The following is a 24,220-nucleotide window of genomic DNA, read 5'->3' as shown; positions in this document are numbered from 1 at the left end:
GGGCGTCCCCCGACCGTGACCCGGACGTTACCTGGGTGTGACGGAGAACTCACGAACCAGGGGTAGGATGCCGAGCAACGATGACGTCGGGCCACCGAGTCCCCGGGCGACCGGAGACGAAGAGGTTCGGCTTCTTCTGTGTCACAGCAGACACGCACCACGTGAAAGCGCGGCACGTCACTACACAACGGATCGTCCGGCACGTACCTGCCGGTGGAGGGATGTACCCATCATGGCTACGGTCACTTTCGACCACGCAACGCGGCTCTACCCGGGGACCGAGCGCCCTGCGGTGGACCAGCTCAACCTGCACATCGAGGACGGCGAGTTCCTCGTCCTCGTCGGGCCCTCGGGTTGTGGCAAGTCGACGTCGCTCCGCATGCTCGCGGGCCTCGAGGACGTCAACGGCGGGCACATCTTCATCGGTGACCGCGACGTCACCGACGTGCAGCCCAAGGACCGCGACATCGCGATGGTGTTCCAGAACTACGCGCTGTACCCCCACATGTCCGTCGCGGACAACATGGGCTTCGCGCTCAAGATCGCCGGCACGCCCAAGGCGGACATCCGCCAGCGCGTCGAGGAGGCCGCGAAGATCCTCGACCTCACCGAGTACCTGGACCGCAAGCCCAAGGCGCTCTCCGGTGGTCAGCGTCAGCGTGTCGCCATGGGCCGCGCGATCGTGCGCCAGCCCCAGGTGTTCCTCATGGACGAGCCGCTGTCGAACCTCGACGCCAAGCTCCGCGTCCAGACCCGTACGCAGATCGCGTCGCTCCAGCGCCGCCTCGGCGTCACGACCGTCTACGTCACGCACGACCAGACCGAGGCCCTCACCATGGGTGACCGCATCGCGGTCCTCAAGGACGGTCTCCTGCAGCAGGTCGGCACGCCGCGCGACATGTACGACACCCCGGCCAACGTCTTCGTCGCCGGCTTCATCGGCTCCCCCGCGATGAACCTCGGCACGTTCGCCGTCAACAACGGCCTCGCCGAGGTCGGCCCCGCCCGCATCCCGCTCGAGCGCGAGGTCGCGGCCAAGATCACCGAGGCCGACAAGGGCAAGATCACGCTCGGCTTCCGCCCCGAGGCCCTCGAGGTCACCTCGCAGGCGAACGAGAGCGCGTTCCCCGTCGAGGTCAACATCGTCGAGGAGCTCGGCTCCGACGCGTTCGTCTACGGCACCCTCAAGGGCGACCTGGCCGCCAACGCGGACATCCACTCGGGTGCCGGTGACAACCAGATCATCGTCCGCGTCGACCCGCGCAACGTGCCCGCCAAGGGCGAGCGCATCTACGTGGCGATCCGCCCGGGCAACACGCACGTCTTCTCGACCGCGACGGGCCTGCGTCTCAGCTGACCCACAGCGACTCGGGGCGGGCTCGGCGACAGCCGGGTCCGCCCCTTTCGCATATCCTTCCGGGTGGTGCGGAACGTCCGCGACCACCCCACCCCCGCATGCGACCGGCCACCGCGGAGAAAGGACCTGTCATGGTGCAGAACCTGCAGATCACCGCGTCAGCCCCCGACCCAGCACTGCTCGACCTCCCCTGGGACGTCCCCCTCGAGGAGTGGCCGGACAGCGTCCTCGCAGCCCTCCCCCGTGGTATCTCGCGGCACATCGTGCGCTTCGTCCGCCTCTCGGGCCGCGTGATCGCGATCAAGGAGATCGGCGAGTCCGTCGCGTACCGCGAGTACGAGCTGCTGCGCCAGCTCAGCCGCCTCGACGTCCCCAGCGTCGTCCCCGTGGGGGTGATCACGGGTCGGTCGGACGCGAACGGCGAACGCCTCGAGGCCGTGCTCATCACCGAGCACCTGCAGTTCTCGCTGCCGTACCGCGCCCTGTTCAGCCAGGCGCTGCAGCCCGACACCGCGACGCGGCTCATCGACGCCCTCGCGGTCCTCCTCGTGCGCCTGCACCTGGTCGGCTTCTACTGGGGCGACGTGTCGCTGTCCAACACGCTCTTCCGCCGCGACGCCGAGACCTTCGCCGCGTACCTCGTCGACGCCGAGACCGGTGACCTCCACCGCGAGCTCAGCCCGGGGCAGCGCAGCTACGACGTGGACCTGGCCCGCACCAACATCATCGGCGAGCTCATGGACCTGGCGGCGGGCGAGCTCCTCGACGAGGACATCGACGAGATCCTCGTGGGCGACGCGCTCGTCGCGCGGTACAACGAGCTCTGGGACGCCCTGACGAACGCCGAGACGTTCGCCTCCGACGAGCGCTGGCGGGTCGCCGCCCGCATCGAGCGGCTCAACAACCTGGGCTTCGACGTGGGCGAGCTCGCCATCACGACGGACATCGACGGCACCACGGTCCAGATCCAGCCCAAGGTCGTCGACGCGGGCCACCACTCCCGCCGGCTCCTGCGGCTCACCGGGCTCGACGTCCAGGAGAACCAGGCCCGACGCCTCCTCAACGACCTCGACTCCTACCGGGCCGCCGCCGAGCGTCAGAACGACGACGAGGAGTTCGTCGCGCACGACTGGCTCAGCGGCGTGTTCGAGCCGACCATCCAGGCCGTGCCGCGCGACCTGCGGCGCAAGCTCCAGCCTGCTCAGCTCTTCCACGAGATCCTCGACCACCGCTGGTTCATCTCGGAGAAGGCCGGGCGGGACATCCCCATGCCCGAGGCCACGGCGTCCTACGTCGAGAACGTGCTGCGGCACCGACCCGACGAGAAGGCGATCCTGGGTCTCGCGCCGGGCGAGGTCGACCAGCAGGAGTGATCCTGTCGGGGGCGGGCTTGCGCCCCTCGCCCGGCCGCCTCGGGCAGCCGCAGGCCGCCTCAGGCCGCCTCAGGCAGCCCCAGGCCGCCTCGGGCAGCCCCCGGCCGCCTCAGGCAGCCCCCGGCCGCCTCAGGCCGGCCCTGACGGGGTCGACGACGTCGGCCCCCTCGGGGGCGTCGGGGCCGTCCCGCGTGCGGCCACGAGGTCCTTGCGGCGATACCGCTCCCCCACGACCGCGACCCCCAGCGCGACCACCCCCGGCGCCACGACCGCCACGCCGAGCCCTGCGCGCAGGACGAGGGCCCCGACGGCCGCCCCGCTCACGAGCGCGACGACCGCCGACACCCGTCGGACCCATGCCGAGCGGCCGCGCCCTCCCTGGAAGGTGTCGGCCGCCAGGCCGGTCAGCGTCGACGTGATCACGGTCGTCGTCAGGTCCTTGACCGACAGGTGGCGCGCCGTGGCCCCCTGCATCCCCATCGACACCCCCAGCACGGTCACGATCACGACCTGGTGCCACCCCGTGGGGGCACCGACCAGGTGCGCGACGGTCGCCGCCACGAGCACCCCGAGGCCGACCACCGCGAACAGGACCGTCGTGGCCCGGTCCCATCCCGCCGGGTGGTTCCTGAGCACGTACCCGGCGACCGCGGCCCCTGCGACGAACGCCACGAGCGCGACGAGGGGACCTGTCGTCGGGATGTCGCGGCCCCCGGCCAGCCCCATCCCGAGGATGAGCGCGTTGCCCGTCTGGTTGGCCGTGAACACCTTGTCGAGCCCGAGGTAGGTGATGCCGTCGACGATGCCCGTCGCGAAGGTCAGGACGACGAGCAGCACCCGGTGGTGCCGGTGCACGGGCCCGTCGTCCATCCAGTGAGCATCCCCCGGGTCGGTGCACCGCGCACGCGCACGCGGCCCGCCCCCGGGGCCGCGCACGTCGTGCAGGCCTCCTCCTGCCCGCGGCGGGCCCTCCGGTCCGGTGACGGTCGCCCGGGCCCGTCCAGGGGCGCCCAGCGGCCCTCCTCGGGCCACGGGGGCCCCGGTAGGCAGCAGGGCGCCCGGCCGGGCCACGGGGAGGTGGTCCGGCCGGGCGCCCTGGGGCGACGGTGGCGGGTCTCAGTCCTCCGCGGCGCGCAGGCGCGCGACCTCGTAGAGCGAGATGCCCGCCGCCACGCCGGCGTTGAGCGACTCGACGTCGGACAGGATCGGGATCGAGGCGACGACGTCGCACGTCTCGCGCACGAGGCGCGAGAGGCCCTTGCCCTCGGAGCCGACGACGAGCACGAGCGGGTCCTTGCCGAACGCGAGCTCGCCCACGGCGACCGGGCCACCGCCGTCGAGCCCCACGACGAAGCAGCCCGCCGCCTTGTACTCGGTGAGCGTGCGCACGAGATTGGTCGCACGGGCCACGGGCACGCGGGCCGCGGCGCCCGCGGAGACCTTCCAGGCGGAGGCCGTCACACCGGCTGCGCGGCGCTCGGGCACCAGGACGCCGTGCGCCCCGAACGCACCCGCGGAACGCAGCACGGCGCCGAGGTTGCGCGGGTCCGTCACGCCGTCGAGAGCCACGATGAGCGGCGGCTCGCCGGCCTCGTGCGCGCGGTCGAGGAGGTCCTCGGGGTCGGCGTAGTCGTAAGGCGGGACCTGGATCGCGACGCCCTGGTGGACCGAGCCGTCGGTCATGCGGTCGAGCTCGGCCTTGGTGACCTCGAGGAGGTTGTACCCGCGGCCCGAGGCGATGTTGAGGATCTCCTTGGTGCGGTCGTCGGCCTCGAGGCGCGTCGCGATGTACACCGCGGAGACGGGGATGTTGGCGCGCAGGGCCTCGAGCACGGCGTTGCGGCCGTTGACGACCTCGTTCGCGCTGCTGGACCGCGTCGTGCGCGAGGGCGTGCGGCCGCTCGGCCGTCCGCCGCGTGCGGCGCTCTTGGCGTCGTGCGCGCGCGGGCCGCTCGAGGTGGCGTCGCGGCGCTCGGCGGCGACCTTCGCCTTGTGGGCCTTGTGGTAGGTGCGGTCCTCGGCCTTGGGCGTCGGGCCGCGACCTTCGAGGGCGCGGCGGTTCTTGCCGCCGGTGCCGGCGACGGCGCCCTTCTTGTTGCTGCTGCGGGTCGCGCCGCGTCGTTGTGAGTTTCCAGCCATGGGTCTGCCCCGTCGGTCGATGTGTGCGAGTGAAGTTGTGGGTGGGCGGTCGGCCCCCGGGCGTCGCTGGGACGGCGCCCCGTGGGGCGTCAGGTGCCCTGGCGTGCAGCGAGGGACCAGCGGGCCCCGTCGCTGGAGTCCTCGACGACGACCCCGGCGGCCGCGAGGCGGTCCCGGATCGCGTCGGAGGTGGCGAAGTCGCGCTCCGCCCGTGCTTGCGCGCGGGCGTCGAGCTCGGCCGTGACGACGGCGTCGAGCGCGTGGCGGTACCGGGTGTCCCCGGCGTCGGCCCACTGCTCTCCTGCGGGGTCGAGCCCCAGGACGTCGAGCATGGCCCGGAGCGCGACGAGGTGGTGCCGGGCCACGGCGTCGGCGGCCGGCGAGCGGTCGGCGAGCGCGGAGTTCCCGGCGCGCAGGTGCTCGTGCACGGTCGCGAGCGCCGCGGGCACGTTGAGGTCGTCGTCCATCGCGGCCACGAAGGCCGCCGGGAGCTCGGCCTGGCGCACGTCGGCGACGTCGATCTCGCCGATGCGCTCGCTCGCGCGCTGCACGAACCCGCTGAGGCGTTCCCACGTGGCCTCGGCCTCGGCCACGGTGTCCGGCGTCCACTCGAGCATCGAGCGGTAGTGGACGGCCGCGAGCGCGTAGCGCAGGACGGCAGGGCTCGTGGTGCGCAGGACCTCGCGGACGAGGAGCCCGTTGCCGAGCGACTTGCTCATCTTGGCGCCGCCCTGGGTGACCCACGCGGAGTGCAGCCAGTACTGGGCGAACCCGTCACCTGCTGCACGGGACTGGGCCTGCTCGTTCTCGTGGTGCGGGAAGCGCAGGTCGAGGCCGCCGCCGTGGATGTCGAACGTGCTGCCGAGGTAGCGGTGGGCCATGGCCGAGCACTCGAGGTGCCAGCCGGGCCGTCCGCGGCCGAACGGGGTGTCCCACGAGGCCGTGGCGGGCTCGCCGGGCTTGGGGGCCTTCCAGAGCGCGAAGTCGCGGGGGTCGCGCTTGAGGGACTCCTCGGCCGAGTCCGCCGGGGCGGGGGTGAGGTCCTCGAGCCGCTGGTTGGTGAGCGAGCCGTAGTCGGGCCACGAGCGGACGTCGAACCAGACGTCGCCGGGGCCGGTCGTGTAGGCGTGGCCCGAGTCGACGAGCCGCTGCATGAGCTCGACCATGTCGGTCACGTGCCCCGTGGCGCGGGGCTCGTAGGTGGGCGGGGTGACGCCCAGCGCGTCGTAGGCCGCGGTGAACTCGCGCTCGTAGGTCGCGGCCCACGCCCACCAGGGCTCGCCCGCGTCGGCGGACTTGGCGAGGATCTTGTCGTCGATGTCCGTGACGTTGCGGATGAGGGTCACACGTGAGCCCGTGCGACGCAGCCAGCGCACCAGCACGTCGAACGCGACGGCCGAGCGCATGTGCCCGATGTGCGGCGCCGACTGGACCGTCGCGCCACACAGGTAGATGCCGACCTCACCCTGGTTCTGGGGGGTGAAGGCGCGCACGTCCCGCGTCGCGGTGTCGAACAGTCGAAGGCTCACGCCCGCAAGGTTACCGGGGCGCACCCCTCCCGGCAGAACCCGCCCTCCCGGGGCGGCGTACCGGTGTGCGTCGCCGCCCGCCGGAGCGGGCCGCACGGGCCGGGGTGGACGGTGTCAGCCGCGCCAGTGGACCCTGGTGGGGCGCACGCGCACGACGACGCGGCGGTTGTCGGTGCCGTCGTCGCCCGTGTAGCGCTCGGCGCCCGTGTACTTCTGGGCGAGCGCGTGGATGAGCGACGCCGAGAGGTCCTCCTCGATCGCGGCCTCGCCGCGCACCTCGAGGTACTGGTAGGGCGCGTCGCGCGGGTAGACGAGCACGCTCAGGCGCGGGTCGCGCTGGAGGTTGTCGGTCTTGCGACGGCCGTGGATGGTCGAGAAGAGGACGTCGTCGCCGTCGCGCGCGACCCACACGACCGAGGTCTGCGGGCTCCCGTCGGCCTCGATCGTGGCCACGGTCGCGAACTCGGGGGCGTCGAGGAGCGCCTTGGCGGCGTCGGGGAGGCTCGTCATGTCGTGCTCAATCGCGCGGGTCGCGCGCCTATTCCCGGATCGTCCGACTTCTCAGCACCTGGACACGCGCCGCGCCCGACGGCGCCGCTCACCCGAAGTTCTTGCCCTCGCCCCGGTAGGTGGGGACCTCCTCGACGACCTGGTCGCCGCGCACGAGGTGCACGCGGTCGAACCGTTCCATGAGCTCGCCGGCCTTGGCGTGCCGGAACCAGACGCGGTCGCCCACGGCGAGCCTGCGCTCGGCCCCGCGTGTCGCGCGCAGGGGCGTCTGGACCTCGCCCACGCCCTCGGACGGGGTGAGCCGCCAGCCCGGCTCGACGACGCGTGGCACGCGCAGCGCGCCCGCGGGCCCCGAGGCCACGTAGCCGCCCGCGAACGCGGTCGCGTAGCCGGGGGCGGGCACGCGCACGACGTCCAGGCCGAAGAACGCGGCGGGGTGCGGGGCGAACGACCGGTACGCGTCGAAGAGCCCGGGCGTGTAGAGCCCCGAGCCGGACGTCACCTCGGTCACGACCGGGTCCGACGCCGACGTCTCGAGGGACCCGGTGCCGCCCGAGTTCACGAGCTCCACGTCGTGCCCGACGGCGTCGCTCACCGCGGCGAGCACCTCGGCCCGCCGCGTGGCCAGGTCCGCGACCGAGGCCTTCTTGACGAGCCGCACCGCGGGGCTCGTGTCCGGCAGGCCCGCGACCTGCGCCTCGTAGAACATCAGGCCACGCACGCGCAGCCCGGGGGTGTCGGTGATGGCCCGTGCGAGCGCACGGGCCTCGGCGGCCGTGTGGACGGGTGAGCGGCGGGTCCCGAGGTGGACCGTGAACGGGCCGAGGCCCAGGCGCAGCGACGCGTCGACGTCGAGGCAGAGCAGGACGGGCGGCCCGGCCGCTGCGCCGCCGTGCTCGCCACCGCCGGGGGCCGGCTCGTGACCGTGCAGCGCGGCCACGACGAGCGCGACCTGGGCGACGTCGTCGACCATGAGGGTGATCTCGCGGCGGGCCGCAGGGTCCGCGGCGAGATCGGCGAGCGCACGGCGGTCGACCGTCGGGTAGGCGACCAGGACGTCGCGCGCGCCCTCCTCGACGAGCCACAGGGCCTCGGCGAGCGAGTACGCCATGATCCCCGTGAAGCCCAGCTCGCCCGCGCGCCGCACGAGCGAGCGCACGCGCACCGACTTGGACGCGAGCCGCACGGGCACGCCTCCTGCCCGGGCGAGGATCTCGTGCGCGTTGGCGTCGAACACGTCGAGGTCCACGACCGCGACGGGCCCCGGGACGCGCTCGGTCGCGGCCGACAGCCGGTCCCCGAGCGTGCGCGCCTCCTCCGTCGAACTGGACGATCCGGACCTACCGGTCGCGCGTTCACCGTGAGGTCGGGCGGACGGGTCCTGCGTGCTGCGCTGCACGGGCGTCGTCGTCATGGAAGAAAACCTACCCTCGTGAGACAGTGCCTGGTGTGACGAGCCATCTGGCTCCCGGTTCATGGACGAACTGGGCGCGAAACCAGACCGCCGACCCCGTGCGCCGCGCTGCCCCGCGCGACACCGACGAGCTCTCGCAGACCGTGCGAAGAGCCGCCGACGACGGCCTGCACGTGCGGGCAGTCGGGGCCGGGCACTCGTTCACGGGGGCCGCCGTGACCGACGGCCTGCTGCTGAGCCTCGACCACCTCCAGACGGTCGAGGACGTGACCCGCACCGAGACCGGGGCGCGCGTGACCGTGGGGGCCGGGATCCGGCTGCACCGGCTCAACGCGGTGCTCGCGTCGGCAGGGCTCGCGATGCGCAACCTCGGCGACATCGACCGCCAGTCGGTCGCGGGCGCGATCTCGACCGGCACGCACGGCACGGGGGCGTCGCTCGGCGGGCTCGCGACCCAGGTGTGCGGGGTGCGCGTGGTCGGGGCCGACGGCTCGGTCACCGAGGCCACGCCCGAGCAGGACCCCGACCTGTTCGAGGCGAGCCGCCTGGGCCTCGGTTCGACGGGCGTGCTCGCGGCCGTGACGCTCGACGTCGTCCCGGCGTTCCACCTGCGCGCCCAGGAGGAACCCTGGCCGCTCGACCGGGTCCTGGAGGAGCTGAGCACGGCGTCCGGTGGCCGAGGGGGCGGCTCGGAGGGCGAGGGCCTCGAGAACGCGCACGACCACGTCGAGTTCTACTGGTTCCCGCACACGCACCGCGCCCTCACCAAGCGCAACGACCGCCTCGCGCCGGACGACGAGGCCGCGGCAGCCCTCCGCACGGCCCGCGGCGAGCGGCCGGGGGCCGTGACGCGCGCCCGCTCCTGGGTCGACGACGAGCTGCTGTCCAACGGGGCGTTCGAGCTCGTCAACCGGTTCGCGACGGCCGTGCCGCGCGCGACCCCGCGGATCAACGCGTTCTCGGCCCGGGCGCTCGCACCCCGCACGTACGTCGCCCCGTCGCACGAGGTGTTCGTGTCCCCGCGCCGCGTGCGCTTCCGCGAGATGGAGTACGCGATACCGCGTGCCGAGCTCGTGACGGCGCTCGAGGAGATCGACTCGTGGGTCCGGGCCTCGGGCGAGAACGTCCCGTTCCCGGTCGAGGTCCGGTTCGCCGCGGCCGACGACGTGTGGCTCTCCACGGCCCACGGCCGCGACAGCGCCTACGTCGCCGTGCACCAGTACCTGCGACTGCCCCACGAGCGCTACTTCGAGGGCGTCGAGAAGATCCTCGCGGGCGTCGGCGGGCGCCCGCACTGGGGCAAGCTGCACACGCTCGACGCCCAGGACCTGGCCGAGCGCTACCCGCGCTTCGACGACTTCCGCCGCGTGCGCGCCCAGGCCGACCCGGGCGGGGTGTTCGCGAACCCGTACACGGACCAGGTGTTCGGGCCGCGCTGACCCGAGCACCGCGCGCGGCGCGCCGACGGACCCGGGGAGCGACGCCGTCGGGCACCGGTCCGCCCGGTGCGTCGCCCCGGTGCCGCGCTAGGAGACCTGCTCGTCGGCCGGGTCGTCCCCCGGCTGCGCGGCGCCCGGCCCCGGACCGGCCGGGTGCACCACGAGCGACAGGACGTAGTCCGCGAGCGCGTGGAAGCTGCGGATCGCGACCTCGTCGTCCTGCTGGACGAGCCACGCGATCTCGATGCCGTCGATGTACCCCGCGACGATCCGCGACAGGAACGGCATGTCCATCGAGTAGGTGATGCCCGCGATCTCCGCGAGCTGGTCCAGGATGCCCTGGGTCATCCGCCAGGTCTGCTCCAGGTGCGCCCGGGCGACCGGGCGCAGCGCACGGTTGCGCGACCCCGCCGTCGCGAACTCGAACGTCAGCAGCCGCATGTGCCGACGCGGGGTCAGGCCCTCCCAGAGGCCGTCGGCCGCCGCGTGCGCGATCGTGTAGAGGTCCTGGGTGGGGTCCAGCGCCATGCGGACCGGCTCCGAGGCCACGAGGGCGACGCTGTGCCCCATGGCACGCAGCATCGCGTCCTTGTCCTCGAAGCAGTAGTGGACCGTGCCCAACGAGATCCCGGCCTCGGCCGCGACCCCGCGGACGGTCACCGCCTCGACGCCTTCCCGGATGGCGATGGCCATGGCGGCGTCGACGATCTGTGCTCGACGTTCCTCGATCGACATGCGGTTCATCGTCGACCTCCCTCGTGACAGCTGCGGCAGCACGACGTGCACGAACGCGCCGTCGTCGTCGCTGTCCACCATGCCTTCAATGTCGTATTTTCGCACGTGGGAGCCGGTCGGGCCCGCAGGCTCACCACGTGGACGTGGCAGGCTGGGACCGGAGCCCGCAGGGCTCCCGCCCGTCACCGAGAGGAACCCCGTGCACCCATCGAGCCGCCCGCTCGCCGTCGCCGTCGCTGTCGCCGTCAGTGCGCTGCTCACCGCGTGCGGGACGAGCGCACCGCCCACCTCGACCGGCGGCACCCAGTCCGTCGAGGTGCGGGAGGACGGCGTGACGACGACCGTGGCCACGCCCGACGGGTGGGACCGCGCGGGCCAGGACGCCCCGCTCGTCGTCTCCTCGACGACCCCCTACGGCGACCCGGGGTTCACGGCCAACGTGGTCGTCACGACGAGCCCGGCAGGAACGGCCACGCTCGCCGACCGCACGGCCGAGGCCGCCGACGCCCTCCAGGCGGCCGACGGCGTCGAGATGGACCCCACGCAGCCCGGAGAGGTCACGGTCGCCGGCCTGCCGGCGTACCGGCTCGGAGCGACCCGCTCGGTCGACGGCGTCGCCGTCACCCAGGTCGAGACGCTCGTCGAGGTCGCGACGGCCGCGGGCACCGCGTTCGTGTACGTGACCGAGAGCTTCGCGACCGACGACGCCGAGGGGGCCGCCCAGGCGCGCGCCGTCACGGACAGCCTGGTCGTGACGCCCGCGACCCCTGCGGGCTGAGGCACCGGTCGCGGCCGACGACGTCCGCGCGCCGCGCGCCCGTCAGCCGGCGCGCACGACCAGCGCGGTCGCGAGCGCCGCGACCCCCTCACCCCGGCCGGTCAGGCCGAGGCCGTCCGTGGTGGTCGCCGTGAGGGTCACCGGGGCGCCGGCCGCAGCGCTCAGCGCAGCCTCGCCCTCGGCCCTGCGGGGCCCGAGCCGGGGCCGGTTGCCCACGACCTGGACGGCGACGTTCCCGATCTCGTACCCGGCCGCGCGCACCCGCCGGGCGGCCTCGGCCAGCAGCGACGCGCCGCTCGCCCCCGACCACTCCGGGGCGCTCGTGCCGAAGTTCGACCCGAGGTCGCCCAGCCCGGCCGCCGAGAAGAGGGCGTCCGCCGCCGCGTGCGCGGCCACGTCGGCGTCCGAGTGGCCCGCGAGCCCGCGCTCCCCCGGCCAGTGCAGACCGGCGAGCCACAGCTCGCGCCCCTCGCCCTCGGGCGCGTAGGCGTGGACGTCGGTCCCGATCCCCGTGCGCGGCAGGTTCATCGCCCGTCCTCGATCAGCAGCTTCTCGATGTAGTAGAAGTCGCGAGCGGTCGTGACCTTCATCGCGAGCTCGTCGCCCTCGACCATGAACACGTCCTCGCCCAGGGCCTCGACGAGCGAGGCGTCGTCGGTCGCCGCCGTGGCCTCGGTGCGCGCGCGCGCCGCTCCCGCCGCGTGCGCCCGCACCAGGAGCGCTCGGTCGAAGGCCTGCGGCGTCTGGACCGCACGCAGCAGGGTGCGTGCCGGGGTCGCGGCGACCCGGTCCACGCCCTCGGGGAGAGCCGGCCGCCCCTCCTCGACCTGGCCTCGCGGGGCGACGACCTTGATGGTGTCCACCACGGGCACGCCCGGGATGACCGCCTGGTGCCCGGCCATGACCGTCTCGACGACGCGGCGGATCATCGCCGCCGGGGCCAGCGGCCGGGCGGCGTCGTGGACGACGACCGTGTCCATGTCCGCGCGGGCGCGGGACAGGCCCGCGGCGACCGACGACTGGCGCGTCGGCCCTCCGGCCACGACGACGACCGGCACGCTCACGTGCGGGTCGTGCTCCAGGACGTCGGACATGACGGAGACGAGCCCGTTGGGAGCCGTGACGACGAGCGCGTCCACGGCCCCCGACGCCGTGAGGCGACGTGCGGCGTGCAGGACCAGGGGCAGGCCGCGCAGCGGGACGAGGGCTTTGGGGAGGTCGAAACCGAGGCGGCTGCCGGAGCCGGCGGCGGTCAGGATGGCAAGGGTCGTCACACCGTCACGGTAGACGATCTCGGCCTGTGGACCGATGTCGGCCCGCCGTCGAGACGATCACCGAGCCCCACGACGGGCCCCGAGACGACGACGCACGGGCCGCCCGCGGCCCGGGCGGCGTCGGTGGTGCGTGTGAGGGCTCTGCTCAGGAAGCCAGGACCTCGTCGAGGATGGCCTCGGCCTTGTCCTCCTCGGTGTGCTCGGCCAGGGCCAGCTCCGAGACCAGGATCTGTCGAGCCTTGGCGAGCATGCGCTTCTCCCCGGCCGAGAGGCCACGGTCTGCGTCACGTCGTGAGAGGTCGCGGACGACCTCAGCCACCTTGATCACGTCGCCCGAGGCCAGCTTCTCGAGGTTGGCCTTGTAGCGGCGCGACCAGTTGGTCGGCTCCTCGGTGTAAGGTGCGCGAAGAACTTCGAAGACCTTGTCGAGGCCTTCCTGGCCGACGACGTCGCGGACGCCCACCAGGTCGACGTTGTCCGCCGGGACCTCGATCGTCAGATCGCCCTGAGCCACCTTGAGCTTCAGGTAGATCTTGTCCTCCCCGCGGATGGTGCGGGTCTTGATCTCTTCGATCTTTGCGGCACCGTGATGTGGGTAGACAACGGTCTCGCCTACTGTGAACGTCATCTGCAGATGTCCCCTTTCGCGGAGGTCGATCTTACCACGGGGGCCCCCTCCCCAGGCGCAGCAGGCCGCTGTTTTTCCTGGTCATGCGCCGTTCCGGCGAAGAACCCCGCGCCGATACCTACCGCCCGCACCCCCGGAGGGGGCCTCGGCACGTCCGGATTCGAGCACCTCCCGAGACGCCGAGCCAGACCCGCCCGCGAGCGACTAGGCTGGGGTCATCTGCGCCCGGGGCGGCGCCGGTCACCGGCGGGACCTCGCCGGACGGCCGAGCGCACGCCGGCGGGCACACACCGAGACTGACCGCAGCACATTGGAGCGCACGTGACCCGCACCCCGTCCCGCCCGACCACGCCGCGCCGGTCGCTCATGCTCGCGATCCCCGTGATCGTGGCGAGCGCCGTCGCCGTGTCGGCCTGCTCGCCCATCACGACCGACATCGCCTACTCGCCGTCGGACGGCATCCGGGTCGACCTCACCGACGAGGTCCGGGCCCTCAACCTGCTCATCGTCTCGACCGGCGAGGGCGCGCCCGGCACGCTGCTCGGCGGCGCGGCGAACGACTCCGACAGGGCGCTCGAGATCACGCTCGCCCCTGAGGGCACCGACCCGGTCGACGTCCCGCTCGAGGCCGGCGAGACCGTGTACTTCAGCGTCGACGACGGCTTCGAGGCCCAGTTCGGGAACATCGACGCCGCACCTGGCGCGACGATCCCCGTGACCGTCTCGTCGAGCACGGGCGAGACGCAGACCGTCGAGGTCCCGGTCCTCAACGGCGCGCTGCCGGAGTACGAGGACTACCTGCCCTGACCCGCGGCTGACGCGAGATCGCAGCACGACGGCGGGGCGCCCTCCTGGAGGGCGCCCCGCCGTCGTGCTGTGCCGGGCCGTCCACCTTCCACGCGACAGCGACCGTACTGACCAGTAACATCGCTGGGGCAGGATCCGGACCCTCCGCCCCGGAGAATGGACCTCTCATGGCATCGATCCGCGTCCGCCCGGCCCGCCCCCTCGCGCTCGGCGCGGGCCTGCTGGCCTCGTTCGTCCTGCTCGCCGGGTGCGGGCTGCTCGACGGGCCGCCCGAGGCACAGCGCGACGAGCCCGGGGGCGAGATCACCGCGTCGTCCGACGCCGGCGTGTTCTCCCTCCAGGTCGGCGACTGCCTCGACGAGGCTCCCACCGAGTCCACCGAGTCGGTCGAGGTCGAGTCCGTCCCCGTCGTCCCCTGCTCCGAACCGCACACGGGCGAGGTCTTCGCCGAGCACCAGCTCGAGGAGGGGGACTACCCCGGCGACGAGGCCGTCCAGCAGACCGGCCTGGACCACTGCCACAGCGTCTTCGCCGAGTTCGTCGGTCTCACGTACGAGGAGTCCGCTCTCGAGCTCTGGGCCTTCTTCCCGACCGAGGAGAGCTGGACCAGCTCCGACGACCGCACGGTCCACTGCGTCGTGGGCCCCGCGCAGGACACCGTCACCGGGTCGCTCGAAGGATCTGCGGTCTAGCCCCCGGCCGCCGCCGGTTCACCCGAAACGACCCGAGATGTAGTCCTCCGTCGCCTGCTCGGACGGTGACGAGAACATCGTCGCCGTGTCGCCCATCTCGATCAGCCGGCCCGGCTTGCCCGTGCCCGCGATGTTGAAGAACGCCGTGCGGTCGCTCACGCGGGCCGCCTGCTGCATGTTGTGCGTGACGATCACGATCGTGTAGCTGTCCTTGAGCTCGGCCATGAGGTCCTCGATCGCGAGCGTCGAGATCGGGTCGAGCGCCGAGCACGGCTCGTCCATGAGCAGCACCTGCGGCCTGACCGCGATCGCGCGCGCGATGCACAGGCGCTGCTGCTGGCCGCCGGACAGGCTCGACCCCGGGCGGTCGAGGCGGTCCTTGACCTCGTTCCACAGGTTCGCACCCCGCAGGGAGGTCTCGACGAGCTCCTCGGCGTCGCCCTTGGAGATGCGCTTGTTGTTGAGCCGCACCCCCGCGAGGACGTTCTCCCTGATCGACATGGTCGGGAACGGGTTGGGCCGCTGGAAGACCATGCCGACCTGGCGACGGACCGCGACCGGGTCGACGTCGGGCGCGTAGAGGTCCTGTCCGTCCATCACGGCCTTGCCCTGGACGTGCGCGCCCGGGATGACCTCGTGCATGCGGTTCAGCGTGCGCAGGAACGTCGACTTGCCGCAGCCCGACGGGCCGATCAGGGCCGTGACCGAGCGCGGCTCGATCGCCATGGTCACGCCCTCCACGGCGAGGAAGTCGCCGTAGTAGACGTTGAGGTCCGAGACGTCGATTCGCTTCGACATGATGTGCTTCCTTCCGGTGGCCGGTCGCGCGGGGTGCGGTGCCCGGCCAGGCTGGTGGGCTCGGCTCAGCGAGCGGTCTTGGGCGAGAACAGGCGGCTGACGAGCCGGGCGATCAGGTTGAGGAGCATGACGATGAGGATGAGGGTCAGGGCCGCGGCCCACGCCCGGTCGATCCCCACGCCACCCTGCTCGTACTGGCGGTAGGCGAAGACGGGCAGGGTCGCCATGCGACCGTCGAACAGGTCCCAGTTGACCTGCGTGATGAGCCCGACCGTGAGGAGCAGCGGCGCGGTCTCCCCGATGACGCGGGCGATCGAGAGCATGACGCCCGTGACGATGCCCGCGATCGAGGTGCGCAGGACGACCTTGACGATGGTCAGCCACTTGGGCACACCGAGCGCCAGCGAGGCCTCACGGAGCTCGTTGGGGACCAGGCGCAGCATCTCCTCGACCGAGCGGATCACGACCGGTGTCATGAGCAGCGAGAGCGCGACCGCGCCCATGATCCCCGCGCGGTACGCGGGCCCGAAGATCAGCGTGAACAGGGCGAACGCGAAGAGGCCCGCGACGATCGACGGGATGCCCGTCATGACGTCCACGAGGAACGTGATCCAGCGCGCGAGCGCGCCACGCCCGTACTCGACCAGGTAGATCGCGGTGAGCAGGCCGATCGGCACCGAGATGACGGTGGCCGCGCCCGTGATGAGGAGCGTGCCGACGATCGCGTGCCAGATCCCGCCGCTCGTCATGTCGCCGTACACGCCGACCATGTCGGTCGACAGGAACGTCGCCCCGAAGAGCTTCGCGCCGCGCGTGACCACGATCCACAGGAGCGAGCCGAGCGGGATCAGCGCGAGCAGGAACGCGAAGGTCACGAGCGTGGTCGCGAGGCGGTCGGTGGCCCAGCGGGCCCCCTCGACGAACCGCGACGTCACGGTCAGCCCGACGGCGTAGAGCACCGCGCCGAGGCCCAGCACCCCCGCGACGGTCGGGTTCCCCGCGACGGCGAGGATGCCGGCCGCGACGAGGACGCCGCCCGCGGCGAACGCCCACGGGGCCCAGCGGGGCAGCCGTCGCTGCGTGGGGACGAGGTGCAGGGAGCCCGGGCCGTCGGGGGCGGCGGGCGTCGTGGGGGTCAGGTCGGTGGCCGTCATCAGTTCGCTCCCGAGAAATCCTTGCGGCGCGCGATGATCCAGCGCGCGATCATGTTGACGACGAACGTGATGACGAACAGCGCGAGCCCCGTCGCGATGAGCGTGCTCACCGCGAGGCCGCTGGCCTCGGGGAACTTCGAGGCGATGTTCGCGGCGATCGTCTGCTGCTGCCCGGGCTTGAGCAGGAACAGCGAGTAGAGGAAGCCGGGAGAGATGACCATGAGCACGGCCATGGTCTCGCCCAGGGCGCGTCCGAGGCCCAGCATCGACGCGCTGATCACGCCCGAGCGGCCGAACGGCAGGACGGCCATGCGGACCATCTCCCAGCGCGTCGCCCCCAGGGCGAGCGAGGCCTCCTCGTGCAGGACCGGGGTCTGGAGGAACACCTCGCGCGAGACCGCCGTGATGATCGGCAGGATCATGACCGCCAGGACGATCGAGGCCGACATGATGTTCTTGGCCGGGGCCTGATACCCCTCGAACAGCGGGACGAAGCCCAGGGTCCCGCTCAGCCACGTGAAGAACGGGTTGAGGATCGGGAGCAGCCACAGGGCGCCCCACAGGCCGTACACGACGCTCGGGATGGCCGCGAGGAGGTCGATCAGGTAGCCGAGGCCCTGCGCGAGGCGTCGGGGCGCGTAGTGCGAGATGAACAGCGCGATGCCCACCGAGACCGGCACCGCGATCGCGAGCGCCAGGATCGAGGCGAGGAGAGTGCCGAACACCAGCGGACCGATGTAGGCCAGCAACGAGTCCGCCTTGAACCAGGAGATCTCCTGGAGCTCCTCGGGACTCGCCGTCAGCGCGGGCCACGCCTCGATGACGAGGAACACGGCCACCGCCGCGAGGACGAGCAGGATGAGGATCCCGGCCCCCGTCGACAGGCCCGCGAAGAGGCGGCCGGCCAGGCCGCCCTTGGTCGCGGAGACCGTGGGTTCGGACCCGAGCCCGGCTCGGGTGGAGGGAGGAGAGGTGACGGCCACTGGTGCTCCGATGACTGTGGTGCGGCGGTGGTGGGACGGACGTTCCGGTGGTCACGCGCCCGTGGCGGGCCGCGTCGGGCGCAGTGCCTCGACGTGACCCGCCCCTGGGTGAGTGACCGTGTGCAGCTCGTCGATCAGCTCGTGACGGTGATCGAGTCGAGGGCTGCCTGGACCTCGGTGCGCAGGGCGTCCGAGATCGGGGCGGAGCCGGCGACGGACGGCTCGGCGGCGCGCGCCTGGCCCTCCTCGCTGGCGACGTAGGTCAGGTACGCCTTGACGTTCTCGGCGTCCTCGGCCTTGTCGTAGGTGTCGCACGCGATCGAGTAGGAGATGAGGACCAGCGGGTAGGCGCCGGCCTCGGTCGTGGTGCGGTCGATCTCGACGACCAGGCGCTTGTCCGTCGCGTCCGCCGCACGCGGCGAGGCGTCGACGACCTTGGCCGCGGCCTCGGGCGAGAACGGCACGTACTCCTCGCCGACCTTGATCGCGACCGTGCCCAGGTCACCGGCGCGCGAGGCGTCGGCGTACCCGATGGCACCCTCGGCTCCCGTGACCGTGTCGACGACACCCTGGGTGCCCTGGCCCGACTGTCCGCCGGACAGGGGCCAGTCGCCGCTGGCCTCGTGCGGCCAGGCGCCGTTCGAGGCGGCCTCGAGGTACTCGGTGAAGTTCTCCGTGGTGCCGGACTCGTCCGAGCGGTTCACGGGGATGATCGCGGTCGCGGGGAGCTCGACGCCCTCGTTCTCCGCGGCGATCGCCGGGTCGTTCCAGGTGGTGATCTCCCGGTTGAAGATCTTCGCGAGCGTCTCGGGCGAGAGCTGGAGGTGCTCGGTGTCGACACCGGGCAAGTTGTAGATCACGGCGATGGGGCTGATGTAGAGCGGGACCTCGATCGCCTCGCCGCCGAAGCAGCGGTCGGTCGCGGTCGCGAGCTCATCCTCCTTGAGGGCGGCGTCCGAGCCGGCGAACTGGGTCGCACCGGAGAGGAACTGCTCGCGGCCACCGCCCGAGCCCACCGCGTCGTAGCTGACGGTCACGCCGGGGGCGATGTCGCCGAAACCGGCGATCCAGCCGGCCACGGCCTTCTCCTGGGACGAGGCGCCGGCACCGGCGAGCGTGCCCGTGAGGTCCTCGGTCGAGTCGCTCGACGCGCCGTCGGCTCCACCGCCCGAGTCGGTGCTGCTCGAGCACGCGGCCAACGTCAACGCGAGCACGCCGACGGCTGCTGCGGAACCTGCGCGGGTGAATCGGCTGAGCTTCACTCTCTTCTTCCATCCTGTCAACGCGGGGCACCAGCGAGCGCGGGTGACGTCTACGACGCTAAGCAGCCCGGGTGACGCGCTCCGGTTGTCCGGGTGAACGACGGATGAACAGTGCGCGGACTCTTCCGGGCCGGGCGGGCCGTGGCACCGACCCGCGTCCGAGCCTGCCCGTCGTGACGCAGCGCACGCCTCGCGCGGTCATCAGCGGTTGCCCCGCCCGTACCCGTCGGGAAGTCTGGTGAGGACAGGTCGCCCACCGTCACCACGGCCGGGAGATCCGAGGTCGATCGACGACCGCACCACGACGGACGTCAGGAGGACCCCTGTGACAGACGACGACGGCACGAGCGCCCCGCATCCCGCCGAGGGCGAGCCGGAGGGTCGGCCCGCGCCGTCGGCCGGTGCGCCAGGTCCCCCGGCGGACCCTGCGCACGGTCCCGGTGCCGCAGAGGGCACCGAGCCCGCGGGCACCGAGCCGACCGGGGGCGCCGAACCGGCTGCCGCCGCGGGCGACGCGACGTCGTCGGGCACGGCCGTGCTGCCCACGCCGCCCGGGCGCATGTACCCCCGTGTCTTCTATCCCGCCGCGGGCCTGATCCTGCTGTTCGTGCTCCTCGCGATGGTCTTCACCGACGGGACGACCGCGGTCCTGAGCACCCTGCAGGCCGACGTGATCGGTGCGTTCGGCTGGTACTACGTGCTGCTCGTGGCCGCGTTCGTCATCTTCGCGCTGTGGATGGGGCTCAGCCGGTTCGGCGACATCGTGCTGGGCAAGGACGACGAGACCCCGCTGTTCCGGCTGCCCGTGTGGTTCGCGATGCTGTTCGCGACGGGCATGGGGATCGGGCTCGTCTACTGGGGGGCGGCCGAGCCCCTGACGCACTTCGCGTCGCCCAAGCCCGGCGTCACGGGCGACCCCGCGGCCCTCGCACAGGCCGCGATGGGGCAGAGCTACCTCCACTGGGGCGTGCACGCCTGGGCGATCTACGTCGTGGCCGGCCTCGCGCTCGCCTACGCGATCCACCGCAAGGGCCGGCCGGTGTCGATCCGCTGGGCCCTCGAGCCGCTGCTCGGGGACCGCGTCAAGGGCCGCCTCGGAGACGTGGTCGACGTGGTCGCGGTGCTCGGGACCGTGTTCGGCGTCGCGACCTCGCTGGGCTTCGGCGTGCTGCAGATCGGGGCCGGGCTCGGTTTCCTGAACGTCGCGGAGCCGAGCCTCGCGCTCGAGATCGGGCTCATCGTCGGGATCACGGCCGTCGCGACGTTCTCCGTGGCGTCGGGGCTGGGGCGTGGCATGAAGTGGTTGTCCAACGGCAACATGATCCTGGCCGGGGTCCTCGCGCTCACGGTGCTCGTCGTGGGACCGACCCTCTTCCTGCTGCGCGACTACGTGCAGTCCATGGGGTACTACCTGCAGAACGTCATCCGCCTCACGTTCGACACCACGGCCTTCCAGGGCGACGCCGGGCTCGAGTGGCAGTCGGCGTGGACCATCTTCTACTGGGGCTGGTGGATCTCCTGGGCCCCGTTCGTGGGCGTCTTCATCGCCCGCATCTCCCGCGGCCGCACGATCCGCGAGTTCGTGATGGGGACGCTGCTCGTCCCCACGCTCGTGACGTTCCTGTGGTTCTCGGTGTTCGGCGGCTCGGCGCTGTACCGGCAGATCTTCGGCGCGGGCGACCTGATCGGGCCGGGCGGGACCGTCGACACCGACACCGTGCTGTTCCAGCTCCTCGGCGACCTGCCGGGGGGCCAGATCCTGACGGTGCTCGCGATCGTCCTCATCGGTATCTTCTTCGTGACGTCCGCCGACTCGGGCTCGTTCGTCGTCGGGATGCTGACCTCGGGCGGCGACCCGCACCCCGCGGTCTGGAACCGCATCCTGTGGGCCGTGCTCTCGGGGCTCCTCGCGATCGCGCTGCTCATCTCCGGCGGGCTCACCGCGCTGCAGACGGCCGCGATCCTCATCGCCCTGCCGTTCTCGGTCGTGATGATCGGGATGGCCCTGTCCACCGTGATCGCCCTGCGCGAGGAGCACAGCGCGATCCTGCGTGCCGAGCGTGCGCAGGCGCGCCTGGCCCTCACGCAGCACGTGACGCGCCGGGTCACGGAGACCATCTCGGAGCAGTGGGACGAGCTCTACGGCAGCGACGGGCCCAAGAACCCCAGGCCTCCCAAGCCGCCCGCCGAACGTCGGGGGGCCCTGCTCGGGCGACCCCGGCGTCGCCAGGGACGCGACGCACCACCGGACGGCCCGCCGACGGGCACGCCGCCGGTCTGACGCGGCAGCCCGCGGCCCGACGGCGGCACGCCCCCTGGGAGGAGGGCGGCGGCCGCCGCGGGTCGGCACGGCCTACGAGGCGCCGTCGGCCACCTTGTACCCCAGACCGCGCACCGTGAGCAGGTAGCGCGGCGTCGCCGGGTCGGGCTCGATCTTGGAGCGGATGCGCTTGACGTGCACGTCGAGGGTCTTGGTGTCCCCCACGTAGTCGGCGCCCCAGACCCGGTCGATGAGCTGCCCGCGCGTCAGGACCCGGCCCGCGTTGCGCAGCAGCACCTCGAGCAGCTCGAACTCCTTGAGCGGGAACGGGACCAGCTCGCCGTGCACGGTCACGACGTGCCGCTCGACGTCCATGCGCACCGGACCGACCTCGAGCGCCCCGTCGGCCTCGGGCTCCGCCGGCGACTCGGCGCTTCCCTGGCGCCGCAGCACCGCGCGGACGCGCGCGAGCAGCTCGCGGAACGAGTAGGGCTTGGTCACGTAGTCGTCGGCCCCGAGCTCGAGGCCCACGACCTTGTCGATCTCCGAGTCCTTGGCCGTGAGCATGATGACCGGTACGTTGCCGCGCTGGCGCAGCTCGCGGCACACCTCGGTGCCGCTCAGCCCGGGCAGCATGAGGTCGAGCAGCACGATGTCCGCTCCCCCGGCGTCGTACGCGGCCAGGGCCTCGGGGCCCGTCGCCGCCTCGACGACGTCGAAACCCTCGCGGGCCAGCTGGTAGGTCAGAGGGTCGCGGTACGACTCCTCGTCCTCGACGACCAGGATGCGCGTCACGCACCCACCTCCTTGGTTCTGGGGGACGTGCCCGGATGGGGAGCTGCTGGCTGGGGGGCCGGTGCCCTGGTGGGTGCCGGACCGGGGTGCGTGGGCGGGGCCTCGTCGGTGCCCGCGGGGGCGTCGCCCTCGCGGTCGCCCTCTACCGGGGCCCCGGTGCCCGTGGGACCTGCTGGTCCCGCCGCTCGCTCGGACGGCGCGTCGGCCGGGCCGTCGGGAGAGCCGTCACCGGACGTCCCCTCCCCTGCCGCCTCCTCGAGCGCGGCCGGGTTCGCCGCCGGGATGCGCAGCGTGAACGTGGACCCGCGGCCGGGCTCGGACCACATGGTCACCTCGCCGCCGTGGTCGGCCGCGATGTGCTTGACGATGCTGAGCCCCAGGCCCGTCCCGCCGGTGTCGCGCGAGCGCGCGGGGTCCACCCGGTAGAAGCGCTCGAACACCCGCTGCTGCTCGCCCTCGGAGATGCCGATCCCCTGGTCCACGACGGCGATCTCCACGAGGTCGCCGTCGACGCTCACGCCGACCCCGACCCGGGTGTTCTCCCCCGAGTACGCGACCGCGTTGTCGAGCAGGTTGCGGACCGCGGTCACGAGCAGCGCGTGGTCGCCGTAGACCACGGCGTCGAGGTCCCCCCCGACCGTCAGGACGATGCCCTTGGCCTGGGCGTTGGTGCGAGCCCGGTCGACGGACTCCTCGACGACGCCCCGGACGGGGACGGCCGTGACGGCCTGGAGCGCGCCCGCGACCTGCAGGCGCGAGAGCTCGATGATCTCCTGGACCAGCGCGGACAGCCGCGTGGCCTCCTGCTGCATGCGGCCCGTGAAGCGGCGCACCGCCACGGGGTCGTCCGCGGCGTCCTGCACGGTCTCCGCGAGCAGCGCGAGCGCCCCCACGGGCGTCTTGAGCTCGTGCGACACGTTGACCACGAAGTCGCGGCGGATCGCGTCGACGCGGCGCGCCTCGGTGCGGTCCTCCGCGAGGACCAGGATGTGGTGGGGGCCGACCTGCGCGACCCGGACCTGGAGCATGACCATGCCGCGTCCGACCGGACCGCGCGGGAGCTCGAGCTCCTCGTCGCGGATCACGCCGTCGCGCTGGACCTCCTCGATCATGTCGAGGATCGGGGTGTGCACGATCGCGTCGCCGCGGACCACGCCCAGCGCGTACGCCGGCGGGCTCGCCCGCACCACCTCGCCCTCGGAGTCGAGCACGACGGCAGCCGACCGCAGCACCGCGAGGACACGGACGAGCCCTTCGTCGAGCTCGGGCGCCTCCTCGTCGGGCATGCGCCGGGAGCTGCGCTCGCTGAACCGGAACGCGAGCGTCGCGAAGACGCCGACGAGGAGCCCGATCACTCCTGCGACGAGCAGCGAGACGCCCTCCTGGATTCCTTCCACGTCACCAGCCTACGGTCGCCCCCTGAGCGTGCCGGACCAGGAGCGACGGTTCGGCGGACGTGTGTCCAAGAGTTCACCTGGCGGCGTCCCGGCGTTCACCTGTCCGTTCATCTCCCCGTTCACCTGGCCTGGCAGGGTGGACGGTGCTGGTCACCATGAAAGGGAAGCGATGCGGGAAATCTTCGAGGCAGAGCTCAAGCAGGTCGGTGACGACCTCGCCGAGATGAGCCGGTTGGTCGAGTCGGCCATCAGTCGAGCCGGGACGGCGCTGCTCACCGCAGACCTCCAGCTCGCGCAGGCCGTGATCGCGTCCGACCACGCGATCGACGCGCTGGAACGTGAGCTCGACGAGCGGTGCGTGCTGCTGCTCGCGCAGCAGCAGCCGGTCGCGACGGACCTGCGGGTCGTCGTGAGCGCGCTGCGCATGAGCGCGACGCTCGAGCGCATGGGAGACCTCGCGCGGCACGTGGCGCAGGTCGCCCGCGGCCGGTACCCGGCCCACGCGATCCACCCCCTGCTGGAGGGGACGTTCTCCCAGATGCACGACGCCGCGACGCGGGTCGCGCGACGCACCACGACCCTGCTCACGACGCGGGACCTGGAGGTCGCGGCGAACGTCGAGCGGGACGACGACCTCCTGGACCACCTGCACCAGGACACGTTCGCGGCGCTCCTGGGGCCGGAGTGGGACGGCACGCCGCAGGAGACGGTCGACGTGACGCTCGTCGGGCGGTACTACGAGCGGTTCGGCGACCACGGGGTCTCGATCGCCAAGCGCGTGACGTTCCTCGTCACGGGCGACTTCGCCGACGACAGGGGGCAGGCCACGCGCGCCTGAGGCCCGCCCGCCCGCGTCCTCGACGGGTGCGGGTCCCTCGCGGGAAGCGCTCGGCGCC

Annotated in this window: 23 protein-coding genes; 8 read left to right on the top strand and 15 right to left on the bottom strand. The window is 72.6% G+C overall.

Annotation, left to right across the window (positions count from 1 at the left end; all coding sequences use genetic code 11):
- Positions 1 to 232 precede the first annotated feature (232 nt).
- Together NHG27_RS17785 and NHG27_RS17780 are read left to right on the top strand one after the other, a co-directional pair.
- Positions 233 to 1,357: an ABC transporter ATP-binding protein gene (locus NHG27_RS17785; RefSeq protein WP_193718553.1), complete on the top strand. Its 1,125-nt coding sequence runs from the start codon at positions 233 to 235 to the stop codon at positions 1,355 to 1,357.
- A gap of 131 nt (positions 1,358 to 1,488) precedes the next feature.
- The gene (locus tag NHG27_RS17780; RefSeq protein ID WP_497017181.1) at positions 1,489 to 2,730 is read left to right on the top strand and encodes a DUF4032 domain-containing protein; all 1,242 of its coding nucleotides are present in this window, start codon (positions 1,489 to 1,491) and stop codon (positions 2,728 to 2,730) included.
- Positions 2,731 to 2,859: 129 nt separating this feature from the next.
- On the opposite strand, the gene NHG27_RS17775 is transcribed toward NHG27_RS17780, so the two are convergent.
- The 5 genes from NHG27_RS17775 to NHG27_RS17755 form a co-directional block, all read right to left on the bottom strand.
- Complete coding sequence (locus tag NHG27_RS17775; protein WP_497017180.1) at positions 2,860 to 3,600, bottom strand: YoaK family protein; 741 nt, start codon at positions 3,598 to 3,600, stop codon at positions 2,860 to 2,862.
- A gap of 246 nt (positions 3,601 to 3,846) precedes the next feature.
- Positions 3,847 to 4,869, bottom strand: a complete 1,023-nt coding sequence (rlmB, locus tag NHG27_RS17770) for a 23S rRNA (guanosine(2251)-2'-O)-methyltransferase RlmB (RefSeq protein ID WP_193718550.1) — start codon at positions 4,867 to 4,869, stop codon at positions 3,847 to 3,849.
- An 89-nt stretch (positions 4,870 to 4,958) separates the two neighbouring features.
- A complete protein-coding gene (gene cysS, locus NHG27_RS17765; RefSeq protein ID WP_193718549.1) occupies positions 4,959 to 6,398 on the bottom strand; it encodes a cysteine--tRNA ligase in 1,440 nt (479 codons plus the stop codon).
- Between the two features lie 114 nt (positions 6,399 to 6,512).
- Complete coding sequence (locus NHG27_RS17760) at positions 6,513 to 6,908, bottom strand: PPOX class F420-dependent oxidoreductase (RefSeq protein WP_497017179.1); 396 nt, start codon at positions 6,906 to 6,908, stop codon at positions 6,513 to 6,515.
- An 88-nt stretch (positions 6,909 to 6,996) separates the two neighbouring features.
- Positions 6,997 to 8,322 (bottom strand): alanine racemase, encoded by a 1,326-nt coding sequence (locus tag NHG27_RS17755; RefSeq protein WP_497017178.1) that lies wholly within the window; start codon positions 8,320 to 8,322, stop codon positions 6,997 to 6,999.
- 35 nt (positions 8,323 to 8,357) lie between these two features.
- Between NHG27_RS17755 and NHG27_RS17750 the strand changes: the two genes are divergently transcribed.
- The gene (locus NHG27_RS17750; RefSeq protein WP_193718546.1) at positions 8,358 to 9,761 is read left to right on the top strand and encodes a D-arabinono-1,4-lactone oxidase; all 1,404 of its coding nucleotides are present in this window, start codon (positions 8,358 to 8,360) and stop codon (positions 9,759 to 9,761) included.
- Between the two features lie 87 nt (positions 9,762 to 9,848).
- Here NHG27_RS17750 and NHG27_RS17745 read toward each other — a convergent pair whose 3' ends face one another.
- Complete coding sequence (locus tag NHG27_RS17745) at positions 9,849 to 10,577, bottom strand: TetR/AcrR family transcriptional regulator (protein WP_497017177.1); 729 nt, start codon at positions 10,575 to 10,577, stop codon at positions 9,849 to 9,851.
- A gap of 118 nt (positions 10,578 to 10,695) precedes the next feature.
- On the opposite strand from NHG27_RS17745, the gene NHG27_RS17740 reads away from it, so the two are divergent.
- The gene (locus tag NHG27_RS17740) at positions 10,696 to 11,274 is read left to right on the top strand and encodes a hypothetical protein (RefSeq protein WP_497017176.1); all 579 of its coding nucleotides are present in this window, start codon (positions 10,696 to 10,698) and stop codon (positions 11,272 to 11,274) included.
- A gap of 42 nt (positions 11,275 to 11,316) precedes the next feature.
- Here NHG27_RS17740 and ispF read toward each other — a convergent pair whose 3' ends face one another.
- The 3 genes from ispF to NHG27_RS17725 all read right to left on the bottom strand — a co-directional run bounded on the left by ispF (position 11,317) and on the right by NHG27_RS17725 (position 13,176).
- Complete coding sequence (gene ispF / locus NHG27_RS17735) at positions 11,317 to 11,802, bottom strand: 2-C-methyl-D-erythritol 2,4-cyclodiphosphate synthase (RefSeq protein WP_193718543.1); 486 nt, start codon at positions 11,800 to 11,802, stop codon at positions 11,317 to 11,319.
- Positions 11,799 to 12,548 carry a 2-C-methyl-D-erythritol 4-phosphate cytidylyltransferase gene (gene ispD / locus NHG27_RS17730; RefSeq protein WP_497017175.1) on the bottom strand — a complete coding sequence of 250 codons (750 nt, stop codon included), beginning with the start codon at positions 12,546 to 12,548 and terminating at the stop codon, positions 11,799 to 11,801. The genes ispF and ispD overlap by 4 nt, the downstream gene beginning before the upstream one ends.
- Positions 12,549 to 12,693: 145 nt before the next feature.
- Positions 12,694 to 13,176 (bottom strand): CarD family transcriptional regulator, encoded by a 483-nt coding sequence (locus NHG27_RS17725; protein WP_030144079.1) that lies wholly within the window; start codon positions 13,174 to 13,176, stop codon positions 12,694 to 12,696.
- Positions 13,177 to 13,497: 321 nt separating this feature from the next.
- On the opposite strand from NHG27_RS17725, the gene NHG27_RS17720 reads away from it, so the two are divergent.
- Both NHG27_RS17720 and NHG27_RS17715 read left to right on the top strand, forming a co-directional pair.
- On the top strand, positions 13,498 to 13,983 hold the full coding sequence (locus tag NHG27_RS17720; RefSeq protein WP_193718541.1) for a hypothetical protein: 486 nt from the start codon (positions 13,498 to 13,500) through the stop codon (positions 13,981 to 13,983).
- A gap of 167 nt (positions 13,984 to 14,150) precedes the next feature.
- Complete coding sequence (locus NHG27_RS17715) at positions 14,151 to 14,675, top strand: septum formation family protein (RefSeq protein ID WP_497017174.1); 525 nt, start codon at positions 14,151 to 14,153, stop codon at positions 14,673 to 14,675.
- 18 nt (positions 14,676 to 14,693) lie between these two features.
- On the opposite strand, the gene pstB is transcribed toward NHG27_RS17715, so the two are convergent.
- The 4 genes from pstB to pstS form a co-directional block, all read right to left on the bottom strand.
- Entirely contained in the window at positions 14,694 to 15,473 is a 780-nt protein-coding gene (gene pstB / locus NHG27_RS17710) for a phosphate ABC transporter ATP-binding protein PstB (protein ID WP_193718539.1), read from the bottom strand.
- 65 nt (positions 15,474 to 15,538) lie between these two features.
- Entirely contained in the window at positions 15,539 to 16,627 is a 1,089-nt protein-coding gene (gene pstA / locus NHG27_RS17705) for a phosphate ABC transporter permease PstA (RefSeq protein ID WP_193718538.1), read from the bottom strand.
- Positions 16,627 to 17,610, bottom strand: a complete 984-nt coding sequence (pstC, locus tag NHG27_RS17700) for a phosphate ABC transporter permease subunit PstC (protein WP_407671821.1) — start codon at positions 17,608 to 17,610, stop codon at positions 16,627 to 16,629. The genes pstA and pstC overlap by 1 nt, the downstream gene beginning before the upstream one ends.
- Before the next feature lie 134 nt (positions 17,611 to 17,744).
- Complete coding sequence (pstS, locus tag NHG27_RS17695) at positions 17,745 to 18,872, bottom strand: phosphate ABC transporter substrate-binding protein PstS (protein WP_193718537.1); 1,128 nt, start codon at positions 18,870 to 18,872, stop codon at positions 17,745 to 17,747.
- Between the two features lie 325 nt (positions 18,873 to 19,197).
- On the opposite strand from pstS, the gene NHG27_RS17690 reads away from it, so the two are divergent.
- Positions 19,198 to 21,153 (top strand): BCCT family transporter, encoded by a 1,956-nt coding sequence (locus NHG27_RS17690; protein ID WP_497017173.1) that lies wholly within the window; start codon positions 19,198 to 19,200, stop codon positions 21,151 to 21,153.
- 72 nt (positions 21,154 to 21,225) lie between these two features.
- On the opposite strand, the gene NHG27_RS17685 is transcribed toward NHG27_RS17690, so the two are convergent.
- Together NHG27_RS17685 and NHG27_RS17680 are read right to left on the bottom strand one after the other, a co-directional pair.
- Positions 21,226 to 21,927, bottom strand: coding sequence for a response regulator transcription factor (locus NHG27_RS17685; RefSeq protein ID WP_497017172.1), 702 nt, complete (start codon positions 21,925 to 21,927; stop codon positions 21,226 to 21,228).
- The gene (locus tag NHG27_RS17680; RefSeq protein ID WP_497017171.1) at positions 21,924 to 23,324 is read right to left on the bottom strand and encodes a sensor histidine kinase; all 1,401 of its coding nucleotides are present in this window, start codon (positions 23,322 to 23,324) and stop codon (positions 21,924 to 21,926) included. Before NHG27_RS17680 ends, NHG27_RS17685 begins: the two co-directional genes overlap by 4 nt.
- 169 nt (positions 23,325 to 23,493) lie before the next feature.
- Here NHG27_RS17680 and phoU point away from each other — a divergent pair, with 169 nt between their 5' ends.
- Entirely contained in the window at positions 23,494 to 24,162 is a 669-nt protein-coding gene (phoU, locus tag NHG27_RS17675; RefSeq protein ID WP_193718534.1) for a phosphate signaling complex protein PhoU, read from the top strand.
- Positions 24,163 to 24,220 lie beyond the last annotated feature (58 nt).

The organism is Oerskovia sp. 140933, assembly GCF_059651515.1.
This window is presented reverse-complemented; position numbering and strand designations above follow the sequence as displayed.